The organism is Polaribacter sp. SA4-10, assembly GCF_002163835.1.
Taxonomy (GTDB): domain Bacteria; phylum Bacteroidota; class Bacteroidia; order Flavobacteriales; family Flavobacteriaceae; genus Polaribacter.
In genome coordinates, this window is the sequence record NZ_CP019331.1 from 1,212,282 (window position 1) to 1,238,720 (window position 26,439).

Consider the following 26,439-nt stretch of genomic DNA (forward strand, 5'->3'; position numbering starts at 1 on the left):
TTCTTGTGCAAACTTGAACCGTTTTTGCGTTTAATTAAGTATCTTATAACATGAAAAGTAAGTGCTTTAAATCCGCTACTGCTCTTATACTAAACGTTCTACGCAATTTGAAAAAAACGACATTCTACATATTAACAATTTTGCTTTTGACAAGTTCGGGCGCATTCTCGCAAGATGATTTGTCACGAAAAAATTTGAATGAAAATATTGGCTCGACTTATCTAACTGAATATAAACAAGCCGAATACTATTTCAACCTCGTACCTTTAGAAAACTCAAAATATAATTTTCATTTCAGATATATAAAGTCTGGACAAATCATTGATTTGTATAGAGAAAATGACGAAAATTTTTCTGGTCAAATAACCAATTTTATACAAGAAACAAAAGAAGTCAAAACAGATTACGGATACAATTCAGCGCCGATTAATTATGTATTTGATAAAATAAAAATTGCAGATACAAACGCAACCAAACTTGGACAATATATATTAAATACAAAATCAAATGAAATCCCTACCGATAGTTTAATACCAAATTGGAATTTCAATTGGTTAGACTGTGGAGCAATAAAATTTAAGTACAAGATAAAAAATAGAATCTCAAGTGGAACTTACACTTGTCCTCAAAATCAGAACGACAGTATTAAATATGTGACTGGAATTAAAAACCTGAAAGACACAATATCGAATATTCTAGAATTGAAAACAACATTTGATGATTTCACAAATAAACTACCTAAAGGAGCATCTTACAAAATTGATGGTTGGATAACAATGCTTAAGCTATCCGAAAAACAACTTGAATGGCGTGAAAAGAACAAACCAATGAGAGATTATTTAAAAACCATAAAAGATACAATTGACAATTATTTGGAACTTGAATTAAATAGACTAATACCAAATTCTGCGGATTTAGATTGTTTTGATGATTATCGTCTGACTTTTAATAAAAACGGACAATTAAAAAATATGAAAGTTGATATGGGATTTTGGGAACGGACATTTGACAAAGATTATAAAAAATGTAGACGGATTCTAAAAAAAGCTTTTAGAGAAATAAGAGTTGATTTTGTTGACCCTAAATATGTTTTCTATCGAAATTTAAGTTTTGGCGGAAAAGAAATTTATATAACTGATCCAACATTATATTGAGAAAAAACTGCGTAGAACACCGTGTATAATTCATTGCTAGTTAGTGTTTACTTGCGAAAGTCCTAGCGGACTTTCTATCTGTGTTTTATTTGCTAACTTTAGTGCTTAAACGCGCAACGAGATCATACACAATTCCGTTGTGCAACATAACCAAAAAACTCAAGACTGAATAAAAACGATTATTAATATTAAAACTAAAAATGAATTTTAAATACTCTATTTGTCATCCTGAAAAAGAGGATATTGAATATAAGAATAACCCAATCTCTGAAAAAGAAGTTTTGGAAATTTCTAAAAATTATGCTTGGATTGAAAAACTGAAATTCTCTGATACTTTAAATCCTGAAAGTGTGTGTTATAGTCCGTCTTTAGATTTTACAAATATTAAGAACGGAAAAAGTTTTTGTCTAACTGCTGGTTATGATAAAAATGGAAAGTTAGAGTTTTCATTGTGGTACAATAGACCGAAAAAAGTAAAAGTATTATTTGGTTTATTAGGAGAAAAAGAAAAAATGGTTGTTGATGATTTTTGGTCATTAAACTTTGAAGAGTCAATGAAATATCTTGAATATTTTGTAAACGGAAATTACTCAACAATTGAAAAACTATACAGAAAATAACGTTGCCCAACACCGTATAAACTTTATTGCTGGCTTCTTGTGTACTTACGAAAGTCCTCGCGGACTTTCTTGGTCAGTAATTATTTACTAACTTTACTGCTAAATCAACGCAACAAAGCTTATACGTATTCCAAGGTCAAATACTAATTAAATAAAATCTTTTTTTTAAGCTACAAATTTTTGTAATACGACATAAGGAGTTCCTCTTTTTACTACTGCAAAAGCTCTTGATAAAATCTTATTTCTAACATTATTGATAGCAACCATTTTTGGTTTTCCTTCTGAATTTTTTTTATTATAATATTGTTTTAATTCTTGGTCGCATTGTATCGCACTAACACTGGCTAGTGTTAACAGTGTTTTCATTTTCCTATCTCCTATGTGATGAATTCTATTTTTTCGATGTATGCTAGTTCCAGAACTGTGCTCAAAAGGAGCTACACCACAATAACTTGAAAACTGGCGCCAACTATCAAATCGTTTAAAGTTACTCGTGTGATATAACAGCTGACAAGAAAGCACTAATCCAACGCCTTTTAAGGTATTTAAAAGCTCATAATTCTTTTGTAATGATTCATCCTTACTCATTAGGTTTTTTATATGGTTCTCTAATGCTATAATTTGTTTTGTAAGATAATGAATGGTTTTTTTGATAATGTTACAGCAATCATCAGTTGATGGACTGCTAAGCAAGGTTTGCATTTCTTTGAGACTACTCATTTTACCCGTGCGGTCTCTTACCAACTGATCTCTAAAGGATAACAGGCGTCCTAATTCTTGAATATCTTGTTCTTTTGGACTACTTAAAACAAGTTCTTCTTTGTAAAGCCAAGCATATCTAGCAATCATAGCTGAATCAAGCTTATCTGTTTTTCCTCTAACAACACCTGACGAGCGGTTAATTGCTAAAGGGCTTTCTTCAAAGTAATCTAAATCATTTTCTGACAGATAAACACTAAGGTTTGTAGAGTAATGTCCTGTATTCTCAAAACAGAAAAAATAAACCTGTTCTTTTAAGTACGTTTCTGTCCAAGACAAAAGTGCTTTGTACCCTTTAGGCGTATTTGAAAATACGCGGTGTACCACTCTGTTGTGAATATGTGCATCTAAGGTTAATTTAGATACATCAATACCAATAACATCTGAATAATTTTTCATATTTTTAAATATTATTTCTTGTAAATAAGAAATTGTTAATAAATGTTGCAATGACTATCACCTTTAATAGAAAGTAATTCCTGGTATTCCAAATGGTCCTAAAGCAACCTAAGAAGAACAAGAGGACTGATACGTGTAAAGGAACTGATATTCAAAACAACGTTTTAGTTCTCCTCTTGTTTCTTAGTAAATAGAATAACTACTTTATTGATGAGGTAAAGTAAAGAACAACGTTGGTGTTCATTACTCACTCGAAATCAAAAAAACCTGAATTAATGTTTTTTGAATTTTAAAATAACTGAAAAAGGAAAACTTAATTTAATAAAAACAATATGAAAATATTCAAGGTCTATAAAATTATAACCTATTTTTTACAACTATTTTTTATTGTTGGAATATTCTTAACAGTTAAAGATGTTTATGAAGGAATTATAGTTCTTGATTACAAGAGTATTCTACTTGTAATAACTTTGATTGTCCTTTTTTTATCAGTAACCTTCTATAATACTAAATCGCATAAATTTCACAACAATAATTTAGGAATATTAAACAAAAGAGAAAGGAAGAAAATTAAGATTTCTACACTAATTAATATCTTAATTGGAATATCCATAACAATATTGTTTTTAGTAATTTTGACTGTATATCGGATTAAAGATTTATCATTTTCTGAAATTTCTAGAACATTATTAAGTTTGGTTTTATTTCTTTATGGAATACTAAAAACGACTCATTCAATTAAAACATTTAAGATACTAAAAACAATAAAATGAATTGAATAAAAAACGAAACACCAACACCGTGCATAATTAATTGCTTTGTTTTAGCTTACTTACGAAAATCCTCGCGGATTTTCTACTTGGCATTTTATTTATTAATTTAGTGCTTGCGAACGCAACTAATCTTGTACAAACACGTTGCCACCAATTGGAGAAAAAGTGTATATAAATGAACAATCCTGAAATTTTTAAAGGAACCACTGTAAACGAAAGACTCTATTTATCTGGAAAGTTGGATGAGTTTGACAATGCAATTAAAAAAGATAACAGGAATACTGCATACAGAATCTTAAGAGAACTTAAAGTTGACGAACCTTCGATAATTTTAATTGTTGGTCATACAAGAGAAAGTTTACAATATCCAAATGCTTGGGATTTTCCGAATGAAAACCATAACAATCTGAAAAATGAGAATAATGCAACTTTGGAATACTCAAACCTAAATGAAATAGGAAAGGGAGCGCCAATTAGCGGAAATTGTAAACTGAATAAAGGAACGAAAAATATTGTAATCGGAAATAATTGTGGTGGACCAGCTTTATGGAATGAATCTGGACTTAAATTAGCAATTCCTATTTGGGAAAAATCGTTTTTTAAAGGAACATTTCAGAGAATTGGAATATTAGATTTGGAAAAGCAGACTTTGACTAAATATAAAAAGAAGTATCGAGTTTTAAATTTAATATCATTTAAGAACAACCTGATTAAAGGAATTGACAGCCCAATTCATAAAACTAAACATATCGAATTTGATTATGAAAAGGAACAGATTGAAAAAATTATCGGAATAAAATAACTGGTGGCAACACCGTTTATAATTTATTGTTAGTTTTAGCAAATTTACGAAAATCCTCGCGGATTTTGAACTGCCCCCAAAAAGTTAGACACTATTTTAGGACATCAATAAAACAGGTATTTTCACTTATAGGTTTCCTCTTTCAAAAAAGGTAACTTGGCTAACTACGTTTATAAAACATTACATAAACGTGTTTACGTTAGCAACAAGTTGATATAAAATTAATTAAATGGCTTTAGAAACAAATACATCTGAATTAATAAAAGGAATGCATCAAAGTTGAACAACGGAGAATATGTGTTTTCTAATGTAAAGCATTTAACTAAAAATGATTGTAAGAATACAATTTGTGAGTTCAAAGAAAAGGAAAGAACAACTATTGTGATTCATAAAAGAAAGGCAGACGAATTAAATTTAAGTTATGAATATATTGCCTCCTGGATTACCTTAATGATTCACTCATCTCTTGATGCCATGGGTTTGACTGCAATATTTTCAACAGAATTAGCAAAAAATGATATAAGTTGCAATGTTATTGCAGGATATTACAATGACCTTATTTTAATTGATAAAAAAGATTCAGATAAAGCAATTAGAGTTTTAACAATGTTGTGAGAAAATTACAAATAAAACCTGTTGCTAACACTTCATAAAATCCCATTAACGAATTTTTAAAATTCATAAACGAGTCTAACCCTGTTTGAAACTGCACCCTTTTTATAGCTTATTTTAATAAGCGTCAATACGAGTTTACGAAGCAATCTCTTTTTAATAATGAGAGTGCCTTCGTTTACAAAAAAATAAAACTTAGAAATTACAGTTATAAAAGAATACAGTGTAAAGCACGAAACAGCTTCAAATAAAAACAGTTATTTAGCTATGCTTTCTTTGTCTTATATCTTCCATAAATCAAAATATAGCCATAACAAAAAATTGTTAAAACAAACGCAGTTTTAAAACCAAAACCATCAATTAAAGATCCGAATATAAAAGGGATTACTGCCCCACCAACAATTGCCATGCACAATAAACCAGAGGCTTGTGCTTTTAAATCTCCTAAACCTTCTAGGCTTAAAGTAAAAATTGTTGGAAACATTATAGAATTAAATAAACCAACAGCCAAAATAGACCACATAGAAAGTAAACCTGCAGTATTAATCGAAATTAAAATCATTGCAATTGCAAGACTTGCAAAAATTGATAAGACTTTTCCTGGAGCCATTATTTTTGTTAAATATGCACCAACAAAACGACCAATCATTGCGCCTCCCCAATAGAAAATTACAAAAATTCCTAATAAAGATTTAGGGTCTGAATCTGTAAATGTTTTGTTAAAAGTACTTGCAATAGTGTTCGCAATATGCATCATAGTTTCATTTTGAGAAACTATGGTTGCTAAATTCATATCAGAAAAATAGTTCACCAAAAAACTACCAATAGCAACTTCTGCACCAACATAAACAAAAATTCCTAATGCACCTAACAGCATCATTTTGTTTTTCAACAAGGTTATATAGCCACCTTTTGGAGTCTCTTGCATCACTTTAGGTAAGTTTATAAATGCAAAAATAGCAGCTAAAATTGCGATGGAAGAAGCGATGAATATAAATGGAGTTTGCACAGTTGCCGCTTCATCAAAATAATACTTCGTTTTATCAATTTCATTTAAAAGATTAATTTCTTCGGATGTTTTTACAGAATCACTTAATAAAAATAAAGCGCCAACTACAGGTGCAATTGTGGTACCTAAAGAATTGAATGCTTGAGATAAATTTAATCTACTACTTGCACCATCTTCACTACCTAACAAAGCAACATAAGGGTTTGCTGCTACTTGTAAAATTGTAATACCGCCAGCAAGTGTGAAATAACCGATTAGAAAAACTGAAAAAGTTCTGTATTCTGCTGCAGGATAGAACAACAAACAACCTAAAGCCATTGTTAACAAACCTAAAACGATTCCTTTTTTGTAACCAATTTTTGATAAAATAAAACCTGCAGGTAAAGAGAAAACGAAAAAAGCGACAAAAAAGGCAAACTGAACTAAAACTGTTTTCGCATAAGACATTTCGAAAATGTCTTTTAATCTAGGCACTAAACTGTCTACTAGAACCGTAATAAATCCCCAAAGGAAAAATAAAGTTGTTAAAAATATAAAGGAACTTTTATGAGATTTGTTAATTGATACCGTTGACATAGTTATGCTTTGTTAAAATAATCTGATTTAATATTTTTGTTTTCTTCGTCTTTATAAATATTGTAGCTAAACCATTCATGAATGGAATAAGCACCTGTTTCACCTTGTTTATTTACTGCAATATAACCAACTTGGAAGTTTTTAAAATCCTTACCAGGTTTGTTTACAATTCTGCCAATTGCTATTTCACAAGCTTCTTGTGGCGTTTTTCCTTGTCGCATTAATTCAACAATTAAAAAACTTCCTACCGTTTTTAAAACTTCTTCTCCTAAACCAGTGGCAGATGCTCCTCCAATTTCATTGTCAACAAATAAACCACCTCCAATAATTGGCGAATCTCCTACTCTGCCGGCCATTTTATAAGCCAATCCACTTGTGGTACAAGCACCAGAAATATGCCCATTTTTGTCAATGGCTAACATACCAATTGTATCGTGATTTTCTATGTTAATAATTGGTTTGTATTCCGATTTTTCTTTCCATTTTTCCCAAGCTTTTTTGGAAGCTTCTGTTAATAAATTTTCTCTCTCAAATCCTTTTAAAACTGCAAATTTTTCTGCTCCATCACCAACTAACATCACATGAGGTGTATCTTCCATCACCTTTCTTGCAACAGAAATTACATGTTTAATGTTCTTAACTCCCAGAACGGCTCCGTAATTTCCTTTTTCATCCATAATACAGGCATCTAAAGTAACATCACCATCTCTATCTGGTAAACCTCCTTTACCAACAGATTGTCCTTCTTCATTAGCCTCTTCAATTCTACAACCTTGTTCTACAGCATCTATTGCTGACCCCCCTTTTTCTAAAACTTTTGCAGCAGTTTCAACCGCCAAATCAGTTTTCCATGTCGCAATTACCAAAGGTCTTATTGGGTTTAAAGTTGATGAAAGTCCTTTTTTATCTGATGTTTTAGTATCGCTATTACAACCTATGAATGCTGAGGAAACTGCTACTAAACCTAAACCAGTTACTGATGTTTTTTTTATAAAATTTCTTCTTTTCAATTTAATTAGTTTTTAGGTTGATTAGACATTTTAAAGACAAATTCTCCACCATTCATAATTTCATCGTGCAAAATATAATTTCTATCAATTACTTTTCCATTTATGGACAAACTTTTAACATAAACATTCTCTTTTGATTGATTTTCTGCTGAAATCATCAAAGTATTTCCATTTTCCAAATTTAAAGTAGCCTTTTTCACCAACGGACTCCCCAATGCATATCTATTTGAACCTGGTGTTACTGGATAAAAACCTAAACTACTAAATATATACCAAGCACTCATTTGCCCCGCATCATCATTACCACATAAACCATCTACACCAGCACCATACATTGTATCCATAATCATACGAACTCTTGCTTGTGTTTTATATTCATCGCCTGTCCAATTATATAAATACGGAATATGATGACCTGGTTCGTTTCCATGAACATAGTTGCCTATAATTCCATCTCTGGTAATATCTTCATGTTTTTCTATATATTTATTTTCTAATTCTTGGGTAAATAAATTATCTAAAAAATGACTAAAAGTTTCTTTTCCTCCCATCATTTTAACCATTTTATCTAGTTGATGCGGAACATACAAACCATAATTCCATGCGTTTACTTCAATAAAACCCTGTCCATGTGTATCTAAAGGATCAAAGTTTTTACGAAAACTTCCATTTGATAATCTCGGACTCATATAGCCGTTTTCTGTATTGAAAACATTGTTGTAATATTCCGATCTTTCTAAAAATGTTTCTGCCGTTTCGGAATCTCCAACACTTTCTGCAATTTGTGCAATTGTCCAATCATCATAAGCCAATTCTAATGTTTTAGAAACGGAAGAGTGGCTTTTATCATCTGGTACATATTTATAATCTATATAATCTCCTAAGCCATCAAAATAACGAACATTTGCTGTTGTCACAGAAGCTTTAAGCGCTTTCTTTTTATCAAAATCTCCAACACCTTTTACTATGGCGTCTGAAATTACCGATGTTGCATGGTAGCCAATCATACACCAATTTTCGTTTGCATAATGACTCCAAATTGGTAACATATTATGAACACTTTCCTTTTGATGCGCCAACATCGATTTTATCATATTATTATTACGCTCTTGCTGTATCACATTAAACAATGGATGCAACGCTCTGTAAGTGTCCCATAATGAGAATATTGTGTAATTCACAAACCCTTCTGATGTATGAATATTTTGATCTAAACCTCTATATTTTCCATCTACATCTTCATACAAAACAGGACTTAACATAGTATGATACAAAGCTGTATAAAACGTTTCCTTCTGAGATTCTTCAATTGTCTCTACGTCTATTTTAGACAATTCAGCATTCCACTTTTGTTGGGTTTCTTCTTTGGTTTTATTGAAATCCCAATGGGGAATTTCAGCTTTTAAATTTTTCATTGCTCCAGCAGAACTCACACCAGATAAAGCAAATTTTATTTTTATTTTTTCTCCTTCTTCAGTATCAAAATTAAAATACGCACGAATATCTTTTCCTGCCATTTCCGGGAAATTCTCTTTTTGATTAAAACGTCTATAAAAACCATCATAGGTTAACTTATCATATTTTTTATGTCCGTAACTTTTAAATGCTTTCGAAAACTTCATCGCAAAAAACACTTTTTTAGTTCTTGCCCAACCTTTCGTTTGTCTGTAACCAGTAACTGTAGAATCGTTTTCTACACGTAAAAATGTCCAAACATTTTTATTATCATGATGATATACATTATAGACCAAATCCAATAAAATATGAGATTCTGTAGATTCTGGAAAGGTATATTGATGAAAACCAACACGATCTGAAGCTGTTAATTCTGCTTTGATATTATAATCCTCTATATCAACTTTATAATAACCAGGTTTCGCTTTTTCATCATTATGAGAAAATGTTGAATAAAATCCTTTTGTACCATCTGCCGTTTTGATAGGATCTAAAATTAAGTCTCCAACAGTTGGCATAACTAATGAATCACCCAAATCTGAATGTCCCGTTCCGCTAAAATTTGTGTGGGCGAAACCAATAATTGTGCTATCTCTATATTGATAACCAGCACAATATTCATACGTTTTTGAATTGTATTTATCGTCTTTAAACATCACTTCAAAATTAGTTTGCGGACTCAATTGAACCATACCAAAAGGTGCAGTTGCACCGGGAAAAACATGTCCCATTTTACTGGTTCCAATCATCGGATTTACAAATTCCGTATAGTCTTTTGATCGGTTTTCAACTTGTTTTAAATTAGCCGGATTAGAATTACAACTAATACCTAGAATCGTAATTAGTATATAAAATATATTATTTCTCATTAATTTAGTTTATTAAAGATTCCTGCTTACAAAGGAATGACAGATTTTTAATTTATTTGAATTTCATCTACAAATAGCCAACTTTTACCATCATGTTTAGCTCCTAAATGCCATGCTGGAAGTTTACCTATTTTTTTTGCGATGATTTTTATAAATCTAGCTTTACCCAATTTTGATACCTTTACAGTTTCAACCTTTACTTCATCTGTGTTTTCTGGAATATTAAATTTCCAATTTGACTCTTTTTTAAAATTTAACCCATCCAAAGAAGTAAATACATCAACTTCTTTTGGAAGAAAAATCCAACTTCTTTGGTCCTTTAAAAATGATACTTTTAAAGTATATATTAAAGTTTCTTTACCTAAATCTACAATTGCATTTAAATCTGTGTCAAAATAACCTTGCCAAGTTCCTGTTCTAAAATCTTCTGCTCCAACAATTCCATCAATCAATGCATTTTGTCCACCTGCATTGTACTGATTTGCATAATCCGTTTTTAAATCGATTTTAATATTTGGATCAATTTTGTAAAAAGCTGTTGAAATTACAGCACTTTTTCTGTCTTCTTTTTGAGCAAATACTTTTAAAGTAGCTTTATCTGAAATTAAAAATGGTATAGAATATTCCTTAAATTCATCTTTTAAAGAATAGAATATTTTTGCGTTTTCTTCTACGGTCTTTAAAGTAACTTCTGTGCTTCCTTTAAAAGCAATTTCTCCTTTTGCTATAAATGGAGCTGCAACTATTAAATGTTTATTAATTGCCGTCTTAGGAATATTTTTATCTGCAGTTCCCCAGTTTGAAGGTTGATTTGTCATTTCGAAAACCAAAGTTCCTCCATTCAAAATATCTTGATGATTGATATAAGAATACTCATAATTTTTACCATTCAATTTTGCAGATTTAATATATTTATTTTCTGGTAAATTATTAATTGCTTTCACTGTAAATGATTTTCCACTTTCTAAATTAATGGTTGCTTTATCAAAAAGCGGACTTCCAATTATATATTGATTTGAACCTGGAGTAACCGGATAAAATCCTAAAGAAGAAAAAACATACCAAGCACTCATTTGCCCACAATCTTCATTTCCAGAAATTCCATCTGGCGTATTTGTATACAATTCCGTTAAAATCTGACGTGTTTTTTCTTGCGTTTTGTGGGGTTTATTTACAAAATTATACAAATATGCCATGTGATGACTTGGCTCATTTCCGTGCGCATATTGCCCAATTAAACCTGTAATATCAACCTGGTGACTTCCTGAAGTTTTATCTTCTGCTGTAAATAATTTATCTAATTGATTTTCTAGGTTTTTCTTTCCTCCTAATAAATTTATAAACCCAGAAACATCTTGTGGGACATAAAAACTATATTGCCAAGAATTGGCTTCTGTGTAATTAAAATTCACCTCATAAGGGTCAAAAGGCGCAAACCAAGTATTTCTAAAACGACCTCTCATAAACTGAGTTGATGGATCAAAAATATTCTTATAGAATTGTGCTCTTTCTGTATATGTTTTGTAATCATTTTCTTTTCCTAAAGATTTTGCCATTTGCGCAATTGTCCAGTCATCATAAGCATATTCTAAAGTTTTAGAAACGGATTCAGATTCTTTTTCCACAGGAATAAAACCAAATTTCTTATACGAATCCAAACCTAATTTATCACGAGTTGCAGAATGTTTCATCGCTTTAAAAGCCTTTTCAACATCATAATTTTTAATCCCTTTTAAATACGCGTCAGCAATAACAGGAACTGCATGATAACCAATCATACAACCTGTATAATTTCCTGCTAAATCCCAAATTGGCATAATGCCACCTTCATCATATTTTGCTAAAAAGGTATTTATAAAATCGTTCGTTTTTTCTTGTTCAATAATTGTGTATAAAGGATGCGCAGCTCTGTAAGTATCCCAAAGTGAGAAAACAGTATAATAATCGAAATCTTTGGCTTCGTGGATTTTCATATCTATTCCTCTATATCTTCCATCAACATCTTGATACAAATTTGGAGCAATAGAAACATGATACATTGAAGAATAAAAATTAACTTTATTGTCATCACTTGTATCTTCAACCACAATTTTTTCTAATTGTTTTTCCCAAAAATCTTGTGCAGTTTTTTTTACTTGTTCAAAAGTTTGATTTCCAATTTCACCCTTTAAATTCCTTTTTGCACCTTCTATATCAACAGCAGAAATTCCTATTTTAATAATTATAGGTTCGTTATTTGGATTGATAAAGTTCAACGCTATTTTTTGCCCTCCAGCCATTCCTTGTTTTGGTGGAGATTGCAAAACATCAGAAAAAGAATGGGAAGTTTTAATTGTAAAAAACAAACGTTGATCTGTTGCCCAAGCTTCAGAAAAACGATATCCAGAAAGTTCTGTATCAGAAACGCTATTAATTTTTGCATCTAAAACCTTATCTCTGTGCAATAAATCTAAAATAACAAATTGATTTTCAGCAGAAGGAAAATTGTATTTATGAATTCCGCTTCTTTTAGAAACGGTTAACTCAACATCAATATTTGTATCGTCTAAGTGTACTTTATAAAAACCTGGTTCGGCAACTTCTTTCTCGTGAGAAAATTTCGATTTATAGCCTTCTTTTCCATCTGCACCATTGTTAAAAACTTGCTTATTGGTTGGCATTAATAAGATATCTCCATAATCTGAAACTCCTGTTCCGCTTAAATGCGTGTGCGAAAACCCGTAAATTTCATCATCAGAATAATGATACCCAGAACAGCCATCCCAACCATCTAAGCGTGTATCCGGACTTAATTGCATCATTCCAAATGGCATTGTTGCACCAGGGTATGTATGACCGTGACCACCTGTTCCAATAAACGGATTTACATAAGAAATAAGGTTAACATCTTTTTTTGCACCTTCAATTTGCCCCTGTTTACAAGAAAGAATAAAAAAGAATAAAAGATAAAAAAGTGATTTATAAAGTTTCATTAAAATGAGTTTATTAAATTTACGAACACAAGATACTAAAATGAAAATTCACCTTTATTTAAAAACCCTAATTCTTCTCATTTTATTTGGGTGCACGAAGGAAATTCCAAAATCCATTGCGCCTAATATTATTCCGAAACCACTTTCACAAAAAATTGAGAAAGGTGTTTTTATTTTGGATAAAAATACTTCTTTGGAGTCAAGCATGAAATATAAAAATGTAGCTACATTTCTAAATTCTTATTTTGAAGAGAACTATAACCTAAAGCTAGCTTCAAAAAAAAGCAAAAATAAAATTGTTTTAAATGTTGATAATTCCATTAAAAATGAAGAAGGTTATCAACTTAAAGTTACAGAGAATAAAATCTCAATTTTAGCTAAAACATCTAAAGGCGCTTTTTATGCTGTACAAAGTTTGATACAATTGTTACCTATAAAAACAAGTTCAAAAACAATAGCAGTACAATGTTTGGAAATAAAAGATGAACCTCGTTTTTCTTATAGAGGAATGCATTTAGATGTTGCGCGTCATTTTTTTTCTGTAGATTTTATAAAAAAGTATATCCATTTAATGGCGCTGCTAAAAATGAATACATTTCATTGGCATTTAACGGAAGACCAAGGATGGAGAATTGAAATAAAAAAATATCCAAAACTACAAGAAATTGGAGGGTATAGAAACGAAACTCTAATTGGTCATTATTCCGATCAACCTCACAAATTTGACGGAAAAAAATATGGTGGTTTTTACACACAAGAAGATATTAAAGAAATTGTAAAATATGCATCTGAAAGACAAATTACTATAATTCCTGAAATTGAAATGCCGGGACATTCGCAAGCTGCGATTGCTGCATATCCAGAATTAGGGTGTACGGGGAAACAAATCGAAGTCGCCACAAAATGGGGCGTTTTTGAAGATATTTATTGTCCAAAAGAAACAACTTTTAAATTTTTAGAAGCTATAATTGATGAAGTTGTTGAATTATTTCCTGGAAAATACATTCATATTGGTGGAGATGAAGCTCCTAAAACAAGATGGAAAGAGTGTGCTCATTGTCAGCAATTGATTAAAAAAGAGGATTTAAAAGATGAACGTGGCTTACAAAGTTATTTCATTACGAGAATGGAAAAATACATCAACTCCAAAGGAAAACAAATAATTGGCTGGGATGAAATTTTAGAAGGTGGTTTAGCACCAAATGCAACCGTAATGTCTTGGCGCGGAACAAATGGAGCCGTTGAGGCTGCAAAACAAAAACATAATGTAATTTTAACCCCTAACGCTCATTGCTATTTTGACCATTATCAATCTGATAACGAAAATGAACCTTTGGCAATTGGCGGGTTTCTTCCTTTGGAAAAAGTATACAATTTCAATCCTATTCCTGAAGAATTAACAAAAGAAGAAAGCAAGTATGTTTTAGGTGCTCAAGGCAATGTTTGGACAGAATATATTTCAACTCCTGAAAAAGTAGAATATATGGCTTTTCCAAGAGCTATTGCTTTGGCAGAGGTTGTTTGGAGTGCTTCCAAAAATAAAAAATATTCAGATTTTATAAATAGATTAGCGCATTTTAATAAAAGATTGGATGTATTGAATGTGAACTATGCAAATCATTTGTATGAAGTAAAAGGAACATTAATTAATGAAAAAGGAGAATTCAACTACGAATTAAAAACAACTACAAAAGGAAAAAATATTCGATTTACAAGAGATGATTCTGAACCTAATCGTTCATCAACTTTATATACTGAGAAAATTAAAATAACTAAAAACAGCATAATTAGAGCCGCTGTTTTTGACGCTAATTCGAAGCAACCCTTAGGAAAAACATTTACCCAAAGAATTAATTTACATAAAGCTGTTGGAAAGAAAATTTATTTAAATGTTGCTCCAAATGAGGCCTACAATGCGGGAGGAAAACAAGCTTTAATTAATGGAATTTCTGGAAACAATAAACGATATGGAGACAAAGAATGGTTAGGATTTTCTGGTGATGATGTAGAAGTTACTATTGAATTTGACAAACCAACTGACATCAATTCTATTGCTACACGATTTTATAATGGAAAAGGCCAATGGATTTATGCACCTAAAGAAGTTGATATAGCTTTAAAATTAAATGATGGGAAATACGTTTTTATAAAAAATAAAATTGCCCAAAGTGATTCAATTTTAAAATCTTATTATTACAATTTTAAAGAATATAATCCTGAAAACATAAAAGTTAACTCCATAATAGTTACAGTTAAAAATTACGGAATTATTCCAGAAGGAAAACAAGGTGCAGGCCATAAAGCATGGACCTTTATTGATGAAATAATTGTAGAATAATGAAATTAGAAATCTGTGCAAACTCGTATCAATCTGCAATGAATGCTCAAGAAGCAGGAGCTCATAGAGTTGAACTTTGTTCTGAACTTTCTATTGGCGGAATTACACCTTCTTATGCTTTATTGAAAAAAGTTTCTAAAGAATTAACCATTCCTGCACATGTTTTAATCAGACCAAGAAGTGGTGATTTTTGCTATTCTGAAACGGAGTTTTCATTAATGAAAGAAAACATCAAACTCTGTAAAAAACTAAATTTTAAAGGAATTGTATCAGGAGTTCTAAATCCTGATAATACAATTGATATTGCAAGAACAAAAGAACTTATTGCACTTTCTACACCTTTGACTTTTACTTTTCATCGCGCTTTTGATTGCGTTAAAAACCCTAAAGAAACAGTAGAAATTTTAATAAATTTAGGAGTTCACAGCATTTTAACTTCTGGTAAACAAGAAAAAGCAGCACAAGGAATTGTATTGTTGAAAGAATTAAATCATCTTGCAAAAGGTAGAATTATAATTCTTCCAGGAAGTGGAATTAATTCAACGAATGCTCCCCTTTTCCAAGAAGCTGGATTTAAGGAAATCCATACTTCAGCGTCAAAAACTATAAGGGACGAAAAAAATATTTTCTTTGGAAATACTACTCAAACTGTTTCTGATTTTAGAACGATCAAAGAAGTTTTAAAAATGATTAAAAATGCATAAAATTATTTTAGGTTTCTTATTTATACTTTTTTATGGTTGCAATACATTAGAAAGCGACCTTCCAATTGTTATAAAAATGAATAAAAATTGGCAATTTAAAGGTGTTGATACTTTAGAATGGAAAAAGGCAACAGTTCCTGGAAATGTATTTACTGATTTATTAGATCACAAAATAATTGCCCCTCCTTTTATCAAAAATAATGAAGAAAGAGTACAATGGGTTTCTGATAAAAGTTGGGAATATAAAACCACGTTTACCCTTTCAGATGAAATTTTAAAAAAACAAAACATTGAATTAAACTTCGAAGGCTTAGACACCTATGCTAAAATTTATATTAATGGAAATTATCAATTAGACACAGATAACGCATTTAAAAAATATTCGATATCATTAAAAGATATTCCGATAAGTAAATCAAATGAATTGAGAATAGTCTTTCAGAATACAAAAAGTTTTGAAAACTCTGCAAAACTAAATTCAAACTATAAATTACCGGAAGGAAATCGAATTTACACCCGAAAAGCACAATTTCAATATGGCTGGGATTGGGGACCAAAACTAAATACTTCAGGGATTTGGAAACCCATAACTTTAAACGCTTGGAATGATCTAAAATTTAAAAACATTTACATTAAGCAAAAAGAAATCGACAAGGAAAAGGCACTACTATCAGTTGAAATAATCATAGAAAGTTCCTCTAACAAAAACATACAACTTTTTACAAAGATTAATACAGATATCATTTCGTCTAATATTGCTCTAAAAAAAGGAAAACACACCTATAAAGTTCCAATCGAAATCATAAACCCGAAATTATGGTGGACACATAATTTAGGAAATCCATATTTGTATAATTTTAATTTTCAATTGATTTCTGATGGTAAAATAAAAGATGAAAAATCTATTAAAAAAGGAATTAGAACGATAAAACTAATCACAAAAAAAGATACTATTGGTGAATCTTTCTATTTTGAATTGAATGGAAAACCGGTTTATGTAAAAGGGGCAAACTATATTCCGCAAAACAGTTTTCAAAATAAAGTGACCAATCAACATTATGAAAAATTGTTATCTGATGTTGTTGAATCTAATATGAATATGTTGCGAGTTTGGGGAGGTGGAATTTATGAAAATGATATTTTTTATGACTTGTGTGATCAAAAAGGAATTTTGGTTTGGCAAGATTTCATGTTTGCCTGCGCTATGTATCCCGGAGATATTGAATTCTTAGCGAATGTGGAAGAAGAAGCAGAACAACAAATTAAAAATTTAAGAAATCATGCATCGATTGCCTTGTGGTGTGGGAATAATGAAAATTCTGAAGGTTGGAAACGTTGGGGATGGCAAAACAATAGGACTAAAAAGGAGAAAGAAGAAATCTGGGGTGATTATTTGGCAGTATTTGACACCATTTTACCCAATGCAGTTGCTGAATTTAGTGAAACTGATTATTGGGAAACTTCACCCAAATATGGACGTGGAAATCCGAAATATCAAACAGAAGGCGATGCGCACGATTGGTGGGTTTGGCATGATGGCTATCCGTTTGAACATTTTGAAAAGAATGTACCAAGATTTATGAGTGAATTTGGATTCCAATCTTTTCCGAGTTTTGAAACGATGAAATATATAAATCAGACTGAAGAAGTTACTTTAATGACAGATTCATGGAAATCTCATCAAAAACATGCTAGAGGGCTTAAATTGATTTTTGATTATATGGAACGTGATTATAAGGTTCCCACAAATGACGCTGACTATATATATGTAAGTCAGTTATTACAAGCCAAAGGAATTGTCATGGGAATTGAAGCGCATAGAAGGGCAAAACCAACTAATATGGGTACTTTATATTGGCAATTAAATGATTGCTGGCCAGCAATTTCTTGGTCGAGTATCGATTATTTTGGAAACTGGAAAGCCTTGCAATACAAAGCTAAAAAGGCTTTTGAAAATATTTTAATTTCATCGGTAATTGAAAATGGAAATGTAAAAACCTTTGTTATAAATGATACTTTTGAGTATTTAAAAGGAAACTTAAAACTGAGAGTGATCGATTTTTATGGGAAGGAATATTTAAGAAAAGATACTATTATTACAGTAAAAGAAAACGAAAGTAGACCTGTACATCAAGCAGAATTCAATGCTGTTTTTAAAGATATAAAATCTGAAATAGTATTAATAACTGAATTTAACAATGAAAAATCGTACTTCTATTTTTCAAAGCCTAAAAATTTAAACTTACCAAAAGGAGATATTCAACAAAAAATTTCTAAAACAAAAGAGGGTTTTTCCATTACTTTAAAAAGTGATGTGTTACAAAAGGATGTGTTTTTATTCACAAAAGAAAAAGGACACTTTTCTGACAACTTCTTTGATTTAATGCCTAATGAAATTAAGATTCTCGAATTTAAAACCACCAAAACTTCTTTGGATGATTTACAGATCAAAACGTTGAATAAAATACTTTAGCGGAATATTATTACGACAAAGTTTAAGGAAGAATTTAAAATAAGTTGGAGGCTTGAGGTTTATTACTACTTCTTATTTATTACTTTTTATTAAAAAACTGCGATTCTAAGAAACCTAAACCATACCCTAAAAATTGGGTTAGAGAAGTAAAAATACTTAAAAAAGCTACATATATATTTTTGTTTTGAAAGAAGGAATCCAAGAAAATTAGCAGGAAATAAAATCCATAGAAATAGAGTAATTGATGGTAACCAAAAATTGCTAAAATAATACTGATATCGATACCAATAATAAAAACACTAGGAAACCAATACGTGATTTTGGCAGTTTCCGGATACTTTTTATTCAATAAAGGTCTTGCAGTTCCAAATCCAAAAGTTTGTTTAAAAAATTGTTGAATGCTACTTCTACGTTTATGATATACAAACGCTTTTTCTATCAATTGAGTTTCAAAACCATTTTTCCAAAGTCTAAAAGTTAAATCGATGTCTTCTCCGTTTTTCATTTCAGAAAAACCTTGTGTTTTTTCAAATGCAATTTTAGACAGTCCTAAATTAAAGCTTCTTGGTTGAAACTTACCAACTGCTTGTTTCTTACCTCTAATTCCGCCTGTTGTTAAAACAGCAGTCATAGAATAATTAATTGCTTTTTGCAACGGAGTAAAACTTGTATGTGCAGCGTCTGGGCCACCAAAAGCAGCGGTAAACTTATTTTCTAAAGCATTCTTTACTTCAGATAAATATTGTTTTGGTAGAAGAACATCAGAATCTAAGATGATAAAATAGTTTCCTAAAGCTTTTTGCATTCCGAAATTACGGCTTGCTCCTGCGCCACTATTTTCTTTATAGAAATACTTTAAATTTAGTTGCTCCTTATATTTACCTATAACTTTATCACTTTTATTAGTTGAACCATCTTCAATTATTAGCACTTCAAAATCATTAGAAAAATCTTGATTTACAAGACTTTCTAATAATTCGCCCATTTCAATTGGACGATTATAAACGGGGATTATGATGGTAAAAAGTAGTTTCAAAGTTGAATGACTATTAAAATTTTTTGTAATGTAAATGTAGAGAAATAAAAAAAGTTGAAAGTTCTTATTGCTAAAAATCTTCAACTTTAAATAGTATAATTGCTTTTTAAATTCTCTAAAAGCGAACAACAAGTCTAGCGCAGATTGAAGAGGCATCCTTTTTATTTCTTTTTTTAACAAGCGTGATTACGAGGAACGAAGTAATCTCTTTCAGGTGAAGAGATTGCCACAGTTTATAAAAAAGTAAACTTCGTAATGACAGCAATAAAAAGATATAACGTAAAGCTGGAAATAGCTTCTAAAAAAATTACTCAAACTTTTCCATTACGGCATCACTAACTCCCATATTAGAAAAGCCACCATCATGAAATAAATTTTGTAAAGTAACTTTTTTTGTTAAATCTGAAAACAGAGAAATGGTATAGTCTGCACATTCTAAAGCGGTTGCATTCCCTAACGGACTCATTTTTTCTGCATACGCTATAAAACCATCAAAACCTTTTACTCCGGTTCCTGCTGTAGTTGGTGTTGGAGACTGAGAAATGGTGTTTACACGCACTTTATGATCACGACCAAAGAAGTACCCAAAACTACGTGCAATGCTTTCTAAGTAGGCTTTATTATCTGCCATATCATTATAATCTGGAAAAACTCTTTGTGCAGCCATATAAGTTAATGCAACAATACTACCCCATTCTTTCATGGCATTTTTGTTGTATAAAACATTCATTGTTTTATGAAAAGAAACTGCAGAAACATCCCAACCTTTTGTTGTGAAATCGTAATTTGGATCTGTATATGATTTCCCTTTTCTAACATTTACAGACATACCAATTGAGTGTAAAACAAAATCAATTTTACCGCCCAAAATCTCCATAGATTTTTCTACCAGGTTTTCTAAATCTTCAATTGAAGTTGCATCTGCTGGAATAATTTGAGCACCTGTTTTTTTTGCTAAAGCATCTAATTGCCCCATTCTAATAGAAGCTGGTGCATTTGTTAATACAAATTCTGCTCCTTCTTCTTTTGCTCTTTCAGCCGTTTTCCAAGCAATAGAATGTTCATTTAAAGCACCAAAAATGATTCCTTTTTTTCCTTTTAGTAAGTTGTACATTGTGCTGATTATTCGTGTTTGGTTTGTATATTATATGAGATTTCTCAATCGTTTTCAAACTCATTTCGAAATGACATGCTCACTTATTTTTAGTTTTATCAAAACTAATTCAGTAATTCTTTTGCGTGCGTAAGTGCCGAATCGGAAATATCTTTTCCACTTAACATTTCTGCAATTTCAACAATTCTTTCTTGGGTAGACAATTGTTTTAAATTGGTTGTAGTAATTCCTTTTATTTCTTCTTTATAAACTTTGTAGTGATTGCTTCCTTTCGCTGCAATTTGAGGTAAATGCGTAATTGCAATTACTTGCATATTAGTACTCATATCTTGCATTATAGCTGCAATTTTATTAGAAACTTCACCAGAAACTCCGGTATCAATTTCATCAAAAATAATAGTTGGTAATTGTGTATTTGTTGATAAGACTTTCTTTACAGATAGCATTATTCTTGATAATTCTCCTCCTGAAGCTACTTTCTTCAACTCACCAAAATTACCTCCTTTATTTGCAGAAAATAAAAATTCTAATTCGTCTTTTCCGTTTGATAAATAGTTTTTTGATGGTTTTATTTTGATAGAAAAACGGGCGTTTTCCATCCCTAAATCTGCCAATAATTTTTCTAATTCTTTTGTTAGCTTTGGTGTTGAATTAGTTCTTGCTTTCGAAATTAAACCTGCAACTTTATCTAACTTTTCTGAAACTGAATCTATTTCCTTTTGCTTTTTATTGATAACTTCACCTGCCGATTCTACAACGCCTACTTTTTCTGATAAATCTTCAAATACAGTTACTAATTCTTTATTTGAACTTACTGCATGTTTCTTCTGTAAATTATACAATAATTGCAGTCTGTCATTAATTTCTTCTGCTTCATTAGGATTAAAATCTATATTCTCATTTGCATTTTCTAACTCAGCAACAATATCATCAATCTCAATTTTTACCGAAGTAACACGTGCTGAAATCTCTTGATATTCTTTAGAAAACGATGAAATTTTAGTCAGTCTATTTTCTAAAGTATTTAATAAATTCTGAATTCCGATTTCTTCATTAACTGTAAGTTCTAAAGCTTCAGATAAATTGTCTTTAATAGCTTCTATATTATTTAATTTCTCTAACTTTTCTTCTAAAACGGCTTGCTCATCAACTTTAACTTTAGCTTCTTCTAATTCTTTAAATAAGTGTAAATTATAATCGTATTGTTGATTTGCTTCTTTTTGTATATTCTCTAATTCAACCAATTCTTTTTTTAATTGACTTAATTGTACAAAGCCTCTTTTATAAGAAGAAATTCGTTCTTTATTTTTTGCTAATGCATCAATTACTGTAAACTGAAAACTAGTATCAGACAGTTGCATTGTTTGATGTTGTGAATGTACATCAATCAATTTAGATCTTAATTGATTTAAAACAGCTAACGTAACTGGCGTATCATTTACAAAGGCTCTTGATTTACCTGATGGCAAAATCTCTCTTCTAATAATGGTTTCCGTTTCGAAGTCTAAATCGACTTGATTAAAAAAATCTTCTAAATTATAATTTAAAATAGCAAGTCTTGCTTCTACAACACATTTTCTAGAAGTGTCTTTTAAAGATGATAAATCTGCCCTATTTCCTAAAACCAAACCTAAAGCCCCTAAAAGTATCGACTTCCCTGCTCCTGTTTCTCCTGTTATTATTGATAATCCCGAAGAAAAATTAATAGATAACTGATTGATTAACGCGTAATTATTTATGGATAGTTGTGTTAGCAAATCTTTAAAAATTAGAGCTTAAAAGTAACTATTTTAATTTAGAATTAATAATAAAATGCAAGTTGAACACTAAAACTGCTATTCAATATCTTTCCACTTATTATTATTGTTTGGAGAAATTTTCCTTAAAGTCTGTACCAACTTTGAAGTATTCCTTGTATTTGGCCCATCAGAATACACATTAACAATTTCATCTGCTTTGGCATCAAAAAATAATCTGATTAAGTAATTACCAACCGTTTTATTGTAAATCCTTTCTAAAGATAAAGCAGCGTCTTCAATATTTTGTTTTGCCTTATTTTTATTTGAAGAAAAATTATCAAAACCATTTCTATGGTAGTTGTATAAAGCGTCTCTAAAGCTCTTTAATTTAGGAGACATTAAATTATCTATTAATAAATAACGGTTTTGTTTACCAACTTGATTAGACCAAGCAGCTTGTCCACTTTGTTGTGCTTGCAACATTACGTTTTGTGCTTCTTTTAGATATTCTTCTCCTCCGTATTTTTTAAAGGTATCTGCATCAGCTCCTAGAATTACATTTACATAAAAAACAATGGTAGAAACTAAATTACTATCAAAAGAGTTTTTATTATAAATTAGAGGATCAAACTCATTATACTTAAAGCTAAAATCATTGTCTTTAAGGTTTAATACTGGTGATGCGTACGTAGAACCAAAAACAGGTCTTGTAGACTGTACCTGCAATGTTGCTTTAAACATATTTGCATCTCTAGAAGTAATAATAATTGTCATTGCACAATCTATTCTTTCTTCTGTTTTTACTGTTTGATTCGTCCATTTTGTCTGATTAATATACTCATTTAAGGACTTTTGTAATGTTGTAAAAACTTGTTTATTAGAACCAGAAATTTGCTCTGAATTAACTGTTATTAAACAATTTAACTCTTGTGCATTTATGTTAAAAATAGAAAATAATACTGCAAAAAGAAAAACAAGTTTACGCATTTATTTTATTGATTATTTCGTTCATAATATCCTTAGCCACTTCTACTTTAGACTTTAATTCAAATGATTTTTCATTTAAATCTTTATCAATAATAGTAATTTTATTTGTGTCTGTAGCAAAACCTGCACCTTTATCTTGTAATGAGTTTAATACAATGGCATCTAAATTCTTATGTTTTAGTTTGCCTTTCGCATTTTCTAGCTCATTATTTGTTTCCAAAGCAAAACCTACTAAAAATTGATTCTTTTTAATAGCTCCCAAAGAAGCTAAAATATCTTTTGTAGGTGCTAGTTCTATTTGTAACGCTGTATCCGTCTTTTTTATTTTCTGATGTGCACTCTTTTTTGGTTTATAATCTGCAACTGCAGCTGAAAGTATTGCAATATCTACATTTTCAAAATAAGTATGAGCAGCATTATACATTTCATCCGCAGAAACTACATCAATTCTTTGTACAAATGAATGTTGAATTTTTTGATGACTTGGCCCTGAAATTAAATAAACCTCAGCACCTAAATTAGCCGCTGCTTTTGCAATAGCAAACCCCATTTTACCAGAAGAATGATTTCCAATAAAACGCACAGGATCTATAGCTTCATAAGTTGGGCCAGCAGTAATTAAAACTTTTTTTCCTTTTAGAGGTAATTTTGATAAGAGATCGTTTTCTATAAAAGTTACAATATCTTGTGGTTCTGCCATTCTTCCTTCTCCAACTAAACCACTAGCTAATTCGCCAGAAGTTGCAGGAATAATAATATTGCCAAAACTTTGTAATTTGTCTAAACTTTCTTTTGTAGATGGATGAATGTACATATCCAAATCCATTGCAGGAGCAAAATAAACTGGACACTTTGCAGATAAATAGGTTGCTAACAACAAATTATCACATGTTCCATTTGCCATTTTAGCCATTGTATTTGCAGTTGCAGGTGCAACTAACATATAATCTGCCCAAAGACCTAAATCTACGTGATTGTTCCATAACTCATTCTCATCTTCTTTATTGTAAAAAGCAGAATGAACAGGGTTTTTAGAAAGTGTGGAAAGTGTAAGAGGTGTTATAAAATCTTTAGACGCAGGAGTCATAATAACTTTGACTTCTGCGCCTAATTTTATAAATAAACGGACTAAACTAGCCGTTTTATAAGCGGCAATTCCTGCAGTAATACCTAAAAGAATTTTTTTTCCGCTTAAAACAGACATATTATTCTGTTTCTGGGCCTCTATGATAAACTTTACCTTCTAACCATTCTTCAACAGCCATTGCAGTTGGTTTTGGTAATTTTTCATAAAATTTAGAAACTTCAATTTGTTCTTTGTTTTCAAAAACTTCTTCTAAACTATCGTTATAAGTAGCAAATTCATCTAATTTATCTACTAATTCCTTTTTTAAATCAGAATTTATTTGAACTGCTCTTTTGGCAATGATAGAAATAGCTTCGTAAATGTTTCCAGTCTCCGCTTCAATTTCATTTTTATTATAAGTAATAGTACTTAATGGTGCCTTTGTATCTTTATAATCCATAATTTATTATTATTTCTTTTGTAAACTAACTGTTTTCTTTTGTTTCGCTATTAATTCTTCAACTCTTTTATCTTCTGCTTGTAATGTGGCTAACATTATATTTGAATCTTCCATAAATTGAGATTCAGGAAAATTTCTTTCTAGCTTTTCATATGCTTCTATAGCATCTTTAATTCTTTCTTGCCTTCTCCTATCTGTACTTTTTAAAACAAAATCATGAGCTGCTTTTAATCTGTAATATAAAGCTTCCTCTTTAAACTCAGACCCTAAATAATCTGACAATAAGTTATCAAAAGCTTGTATTGCTGCTTTATAATTTCTTAAATCGTAATCTGCTGTTCTATAATATGTCTTCGCTATTTCAAAAGATTTCTTTTGCAATTTATAACGTAACTCCTTGTAATGCTTATTTGCTTCAGGTATTTTTTCTGAATCTGGATACGTGTTTATAAAACTTTGAAAAGATGCTAATGCTTTATTTGTATCTGTTGGATCTTTACTAAAAACTGGTGAAGCTAACTTATATCCGTATGCAGATAAAAATGCTGCTTCTTCTTTTTTAGAACTCTTTGGATAATTTTTTGCAAAACGATCAAAATAATAACCAGCGGTAGTGTAATTTTTTTCATTAAAATTAGACTGAGCAACCATAAACTGAATACGCTCCATTTGTGGTTTACCCCTGTAGGTTGGTGTTATCTTCTCAAATAAACGCATTGCTTTGCTAAAATCTTTACTTTCGTATAGTTTTACTGCCATTTTATACTGCTCTTCGGCAGTACCTTTATTTAATACTTTTTGATACTCGCCACATGAAAACAACAGTAGACTAAACATCAATAAATACGCTAAATTTTTAATTTTTTGCATCGGGCAAAATTAGTTATAAATTATGGAATATTAAAACGATTTTTTACACAGTTAATTGTGCAGTGCAATTATCAACAAAAAAGAGCAAAAATAAGGCTTTTTTGATACTAAAAGTTTGTTAATATTATTATTATTTAGAATCTGCTCCAATTAGTTGTTTTATATCGTTATCAAACAAATAAAAACCACTTTTATCATCTCCAATTAAGTTAATCTTATCTAAAATATTTCTTGCTTGTGCTTCTTCTTCAATTTGTTCCGAAACATACCATTGTAGAAAATTGTGCGTTGCATAATCTTTTTCTTTTAAAGAAATATCAACTAAATCATTTATATATCCAGATACTGCCACTTCATGATTAAATAATTCTTGAAACATTTCTTTGAAAGACCCAAATTCTAATGGTGGAGCTTTTAAAGAAGAAACTTTTGCATGTCCGCCTCTTTCATTTATAAATTTCACCAGCTTTAACATGTGCATTCTTTCTTCATCTGATTGTGCGTACATAAATTGTGAAACACCTTCAAAACCTTGAGTTTCTGCCCAAGAAGCCATCGATAAATATACTTGTGAAGATTGCGCTTCTATAGTTACTTGATTATTTAATGCATCTTGTATTACTGCTGATAACATAATTTATT

The 26,439-nt window shown here is 30.5% G+C and carries 20 protein-coding genes; 7 read left to right on the forward strand and 13 right to left on the reverse strand.

Translation table 11 applies throughout. The features are described 5' to 3' along the window. Nucleotides 1–107 precede the first annotated feature (107 nt). Together BTO04_RS05365 and BTO04_RS05370 are read left to right on the forward strand one after the other, a co-directional pair. Nucleotides 108–1,154 carry a hypothetical protein gene (locus tag BTO04_RS05365; protein WP_157662436.1) on the forward strand — a complete coding sequence of 349 codons (1,047 nt, stop codon included), beginning with the start codon at nucleotides 108–110 and terminating at the stop codon, nucleotides 1,152–1,154. Nucleotides 1,155–1,354: 200 nt separating this feature from the next. Then, nucleotides 1,355–1,774 carry a hypothetical protein gene (locus BTO04_RS05370; protein ID WP_087563521.1) on the forward strand — a complete coding sequence of 140 codons (420 nt, stop codon included), beginning with the start codon at nucleotides 1,355–1,357 and terminating at the stop codon, nucleotides 1,772–1,774. Nucleotides 1,775–1,939: 165 nt separating this feature from the next. On the opposite strand, the gene BTO04_RS05375 is transcribed toward BTO04_RS05370, so the two are convergent. Continuing rightward, entirely contained in the window at nucleotides 1,940–2,932 is a 993-nt protein-coding gene (locus tag BTO04_RS05375) for an IS110 family transposase (protein WP_087563522.1), read from the reverse strand. Nucleotides 2,933–3,880: 948 nt separating this feature from the next. Here BTO04_RS05375 and BTO04_RS05385 point away from each other — a divergent pair. Both BTO04_RS05385 and BTO04_RS05390 read left to right on the forward strand, forming a co-directional pair. After that, a complete protein-coding gene (locus BTO04_RS05385; protein WP_087563524.1) occupies nucleotides 3,881–4,507 on the forward strand; it encodes a hypothetical protein in 627 nt (208 codons plus the stop codon). A 279-nt stretch (nucleotides 4,508–4,786) separates the two neighbouring features. Then, on the forward strand, nucleotides 4,787–5,122 hold the full coding sequence (locus BTO04_RS05390; RefSeq protein ID WP_198342121.1) for an ACT domain-containing protein: 336 nt from the start codon (nucleotides 4,787–4,789) through the stop codon (nucleotides 5,120–5,122). Between the two features lie 262 nt (nucleotides 5,123–5,384). On the opposite strand, the gene BTO04_RS05395 is transcribed toward BTO04_RS05390, so the two are convergent. From BTO04_RS05395 to BTO04_RS05410, 4 genes are read right to left on the reverse strand one after another with little or no spacing between them, the layout of a single operon-like run. Continuing rightward, nucleotides 5,385–6,704 (reverse strand): sugar MFS transporter, encoded by a 1,320-nt coding sequence (locus tag BTO04_RS05395; protein ID WP_087563525.1) that lies wholly within the window; start codon nucleotides 6,702–6,704, stop codon nucleotides 5,385–5,387. A 2-nt stretch (nucleotides 6,705–6,706) separates the two neighbouring features. Further along, nucleotides 6,707–7,714, reverse strand: a complete 1,008-nt coding sequence (locus tag BTO04_RS05400; RefSeq protein WP_087563526.1) for a N(4)-(beta-N-acetylglucosaminyl)-L-asparaginase — start codon at nucleotides 7,712–7,714, stop codon at nucleotides 6,707–6,709. Nucleotides 7,715–7,719: 5 nt separating this feature from the next. Then, the gene (locus BTO04_RS05405; RefSeq protein WP_087563527.1) at nucleotides 7,720–10,038 is read right to left on the reverse strand and encodes a GH92 family glycosyl hydrolase; all 2,319 of its coding nucleotides are present in this window, start codon (nucleotides 10,036–10,038) and stop codon (nucleotides 7,720–7,722) included. A 47-nt stretch (nucleotides 10,039–10,085) separates the two neighbouring features. Continuing rightward, complete coding sequence (locus tag BTO04_RS05410) at nucleotides 10,086–13,010, reverse strand: GH92 family glycosyl hydrolase (protein WP_087563528.1); 2,925 nt, start codon at nucleotides 13,008–13,010, stop codon at nucleotides 10,086–10,088. 4 nt (nucleotides 13,011–13,014) lie between these two features. On the opposite strand from BTO04_RS05410, the gene BTO04_RS05415 reads away from it, so the two are divergent. The 3 genes from BTO04_RS05415 to BTO04_RS05425 are packed head-to-tail and all read left to right on the forward strand — an operon-like array spanning nucleotide 13,015 to nucleotide 18,525. Then, entirely contained in the window at nucleotides 13,015–15,348 is a 2,334-nt protein-coding gene (locus BTO04_RS05415; RefSeq protein ID WP_232455957.1) for a beta-N-acetylhexosaminidase, read from the forward strand. After that, nucleotides 15,348–16,052 carry a copper homeostasis protein CutC gene (locus BTO04_RS05420; protein WP_087563529.1) on the forward strand — a complete coding sequence of 235 codons (705 nt, stop codon included), beginning with the start codon at nucleotides 15,348–15,350 and terminating at the stop codon, nucleotides 16,050–16,052. The genes BTO04_RS05415 and BTO04_RS05420 overlap by 1 nt, the downstream gene beginning before the upstream one ends. Further along, nucleotides 16,045–18,525 (forward strand): glycoside hydrolase family 2 protein, encoded by a 2,481-nt coding sequence (locus BTO04_RS05425; protein WP_087563530.1) that lies wholly within the window; start codon nucleotides 16,045–16,047, stop codon nucleotides 18,523–18,525. The genes BTO04_RS05420 and BTO04_RS05425 overlap by 8 nt, the downstream gene beginning before the upstream one ends. Nucleotides 18,526–18,604: 79 nt before the next feature. Here the strand turns inward: BTO04_RS05425 and BTO04_RS05430 are convergent, their stop codons facing one another. The 8 genes from BTO04_RS05430 to BTO04_RS05465 form a co-directional block, all read right to left on the reverse strand. After that, complete coding sequence (locus BTO04_RS05430) at nucleotides 18,605–19,561, reverse strand: glycosyltransferase family 2 protein (protein WP_368356343.1); 957 nt, start codon at nucleotides 19,559–19,561, stop codon at nucleotides 18,605–18,607. Between the two features lie 307 nt (nucleotides 19,562–19,868). Next, nucleotides 19,869–20,675, reverse strand: coding sequence for an enoyl-ACP reductase (locus BTO04_RS05435; protein ID WP_087563532.1), 807 nt, complete (start codon nucleotides 20,673–20,675; stop codon nucleotides 19,869–19,871). A 104-nt stretch (nucleotides 20,676–20,779) separates the two neighbouring features. Then, nucleotides 20,780–22,432 (reverse strand): DNA repair protein RecN, encoded by a 1,653-nt coding sequence (gene recN / locus BTO04_RS05440; RefSeq protein WP_087563533.1) that lies wholly within the window; start codon nucleotides 22,430–22,432, stop codon nucleotides 20,780–20,782. Nucleotides 22,433–22,510: 78 nt separating this feature from the next. Further along, entirely contained in the window at nucleotides 22,511–23,401 is an 891-nt protein-coding gene (locus BTO04_RS05445) for a DUF4835 family protein (protein ID WP_087563534.1), read from the reverse strand. Further along, nucleotides 23,394–24,605: a bifunctional phosphopantothenoylcysteine decarboxylase/phosphopantothenate--cysteine ligase CoaBC gene (gene coaBC / locus BTO04_RS05450; protein WP_087563535.1), complete on the reverse strand. Its 1,212-nt coding sequence runs from the start codon at nucleotides 24,603–24,605 to the stop codon at nucleotides 23,394–23,396. Before coaBC ends, BTO04_RS05445 begins: the two co-directional genes overlap by 8 nt. 1 nt (nucleotide 24,606) lies before the next feature. Further along, the gene (locus tag BTO04_RS05455; protein ID WP_087563536.1) at nucleotides 24,607–24,927 is read right to left on the reverse strand and encodes a DNA-directed RNA polymerase subunit omega; all 321 of its coding nucleotides are present in this window, start codon (nucleotides 24,925–24,927) and stop codon (nucleotides 24,607–24,609) included. 9 nt (nucleotides 24,928–24,936) lie between these two features. Next, nucleotides 24,937–25,797, reverse strand: a complete 861-nt coding sequence (locus BTO04_RS05460) for an outer membrane protein assembly factor BamD (RefSeq protein WP_087563537.1) — start codon at nucleotides 25,795–25,797, stop codon at nucleotides 24,937–24,939. A gap of 130 nt (nucleotides 25,798–25,927) precedes the next feature. Next, nucleotides 25,928–26,431 carry a ferritin gene (locus BTO04_RS05465; RefSeq protein WP_087563538.1) on the reverse strand — a complete coding sequence of 168 codons (504 nt, stop codon included), beginning with the start codon at nucleotides 26,429–26,431 and terminating at the stop codon, nucleotides 25,928–25,930. Nucleotides 26,432–26,439 lie beyond the last annotated feature (8 nt).

Bases quoted from the DNA above. Each gene is read 5' to 3' on its own strand.
- BTO04_RS05370 (WP_087563521.1), top strand. From the start codon at position 1,355: ATGAATTTTAAATACTCTATTTGTCATCCTGAAAAAGAGGATATTGAA.
- BTO04_RS05375 (WP_087563522.1), bottom strand. From the start codon at position 2,932: ATGAAAAATTATTCAGATGTTATTGGTATTGATGTATCTAAATTAACC.
- BTO04_RS05385 (WP_087563524.1), top strand. From the start codon at position 3,881: ATGAACAATCCTGAAATTTTTAAAGGAACCACTGTAAACGAAAGACTC.
- BTO04_RS05395 (WP_087563525.1), bottom strand. From the start codon at position 6,704: ATGTCAACGGTATCAATTAACAAATCTCATAAAAGTTCCTTTATATTT.
- BTO04_RS05405 (WP_087563527.1), bottom strand. From the start codon at position 10,038: ATGAGAAATAATATATTTTATATACTAATTACGATTCTAGGTATTAGT.
- BTO04_RS05410 (WP_087563528.1), bottom strand. From the start codon at position 13,010: ATGAAACTTTATAAATCACTTTTTTATCTTTTATTCTTTTTTATTCTT.
- BTO04_RS05415 (WP_232455957.1), top strand. From the start codon at position 13,015: ATGAGTTTATTAAATTTACGAACACAAGATACTAAAATGAAAATTCAC.
- BTO04_RS05420 (WP_087563529.1), top strand. From the start codon at position 15,348: ATGAAATTAGAAATCTGTGCAAACTCGTATCAATCTGCAATGAATGCT.
- BTO04_RS05425 (WP_087563530.1), top strand. From the start codon at position 16,045: ATGCATAAAATTATTTTAGGTTTCTTATTTATACTTTTTTATGGTTGC.
- BTO04_RS05435 (WP_087563532.1), bottom strand. From the start codon at position 20,675: ATGTACAACTTACTAAAAGGAAAAAAAGGAATCATTTTTGGTGCTTTA.
- BTO04_RS05445 (WP_087563534.1), bottom strand. From the start codon at position 23,401: ATGCGTAAACTTGTTTTTCTTTTTGCAGTATTATTTTCTATTTTTAAC.
- coaBC (WP_087563535.1), bottom strand. From the start codon at position 24,605: ATGTCTGTTTTAAGCGGAAAAAAAATTCTTTTAGGTATTACTGCAGGA.
- BTO04_RS05455 (WP_087563536.1), bottom strand. From the start codon at position 24,927: ATGGATTATAAAGATACAAAGGCACCATTAAGTACTATTACTTATAAT.
- BTO04_RS05460 (WP_087563537.1), bottom strand. From the start codon at position 25,797: ATGCAAAAAATTAAAAATTTAGCGTATTTATTGATGTTTAGTCTACTG.
- BTO04_RS05465 (WP_087563538.1), bottom strand. From the start codon at position 26,431: ATGTTATCAGCAGTAATACAAGATGCATTAAATAATCAAGTAACTATA.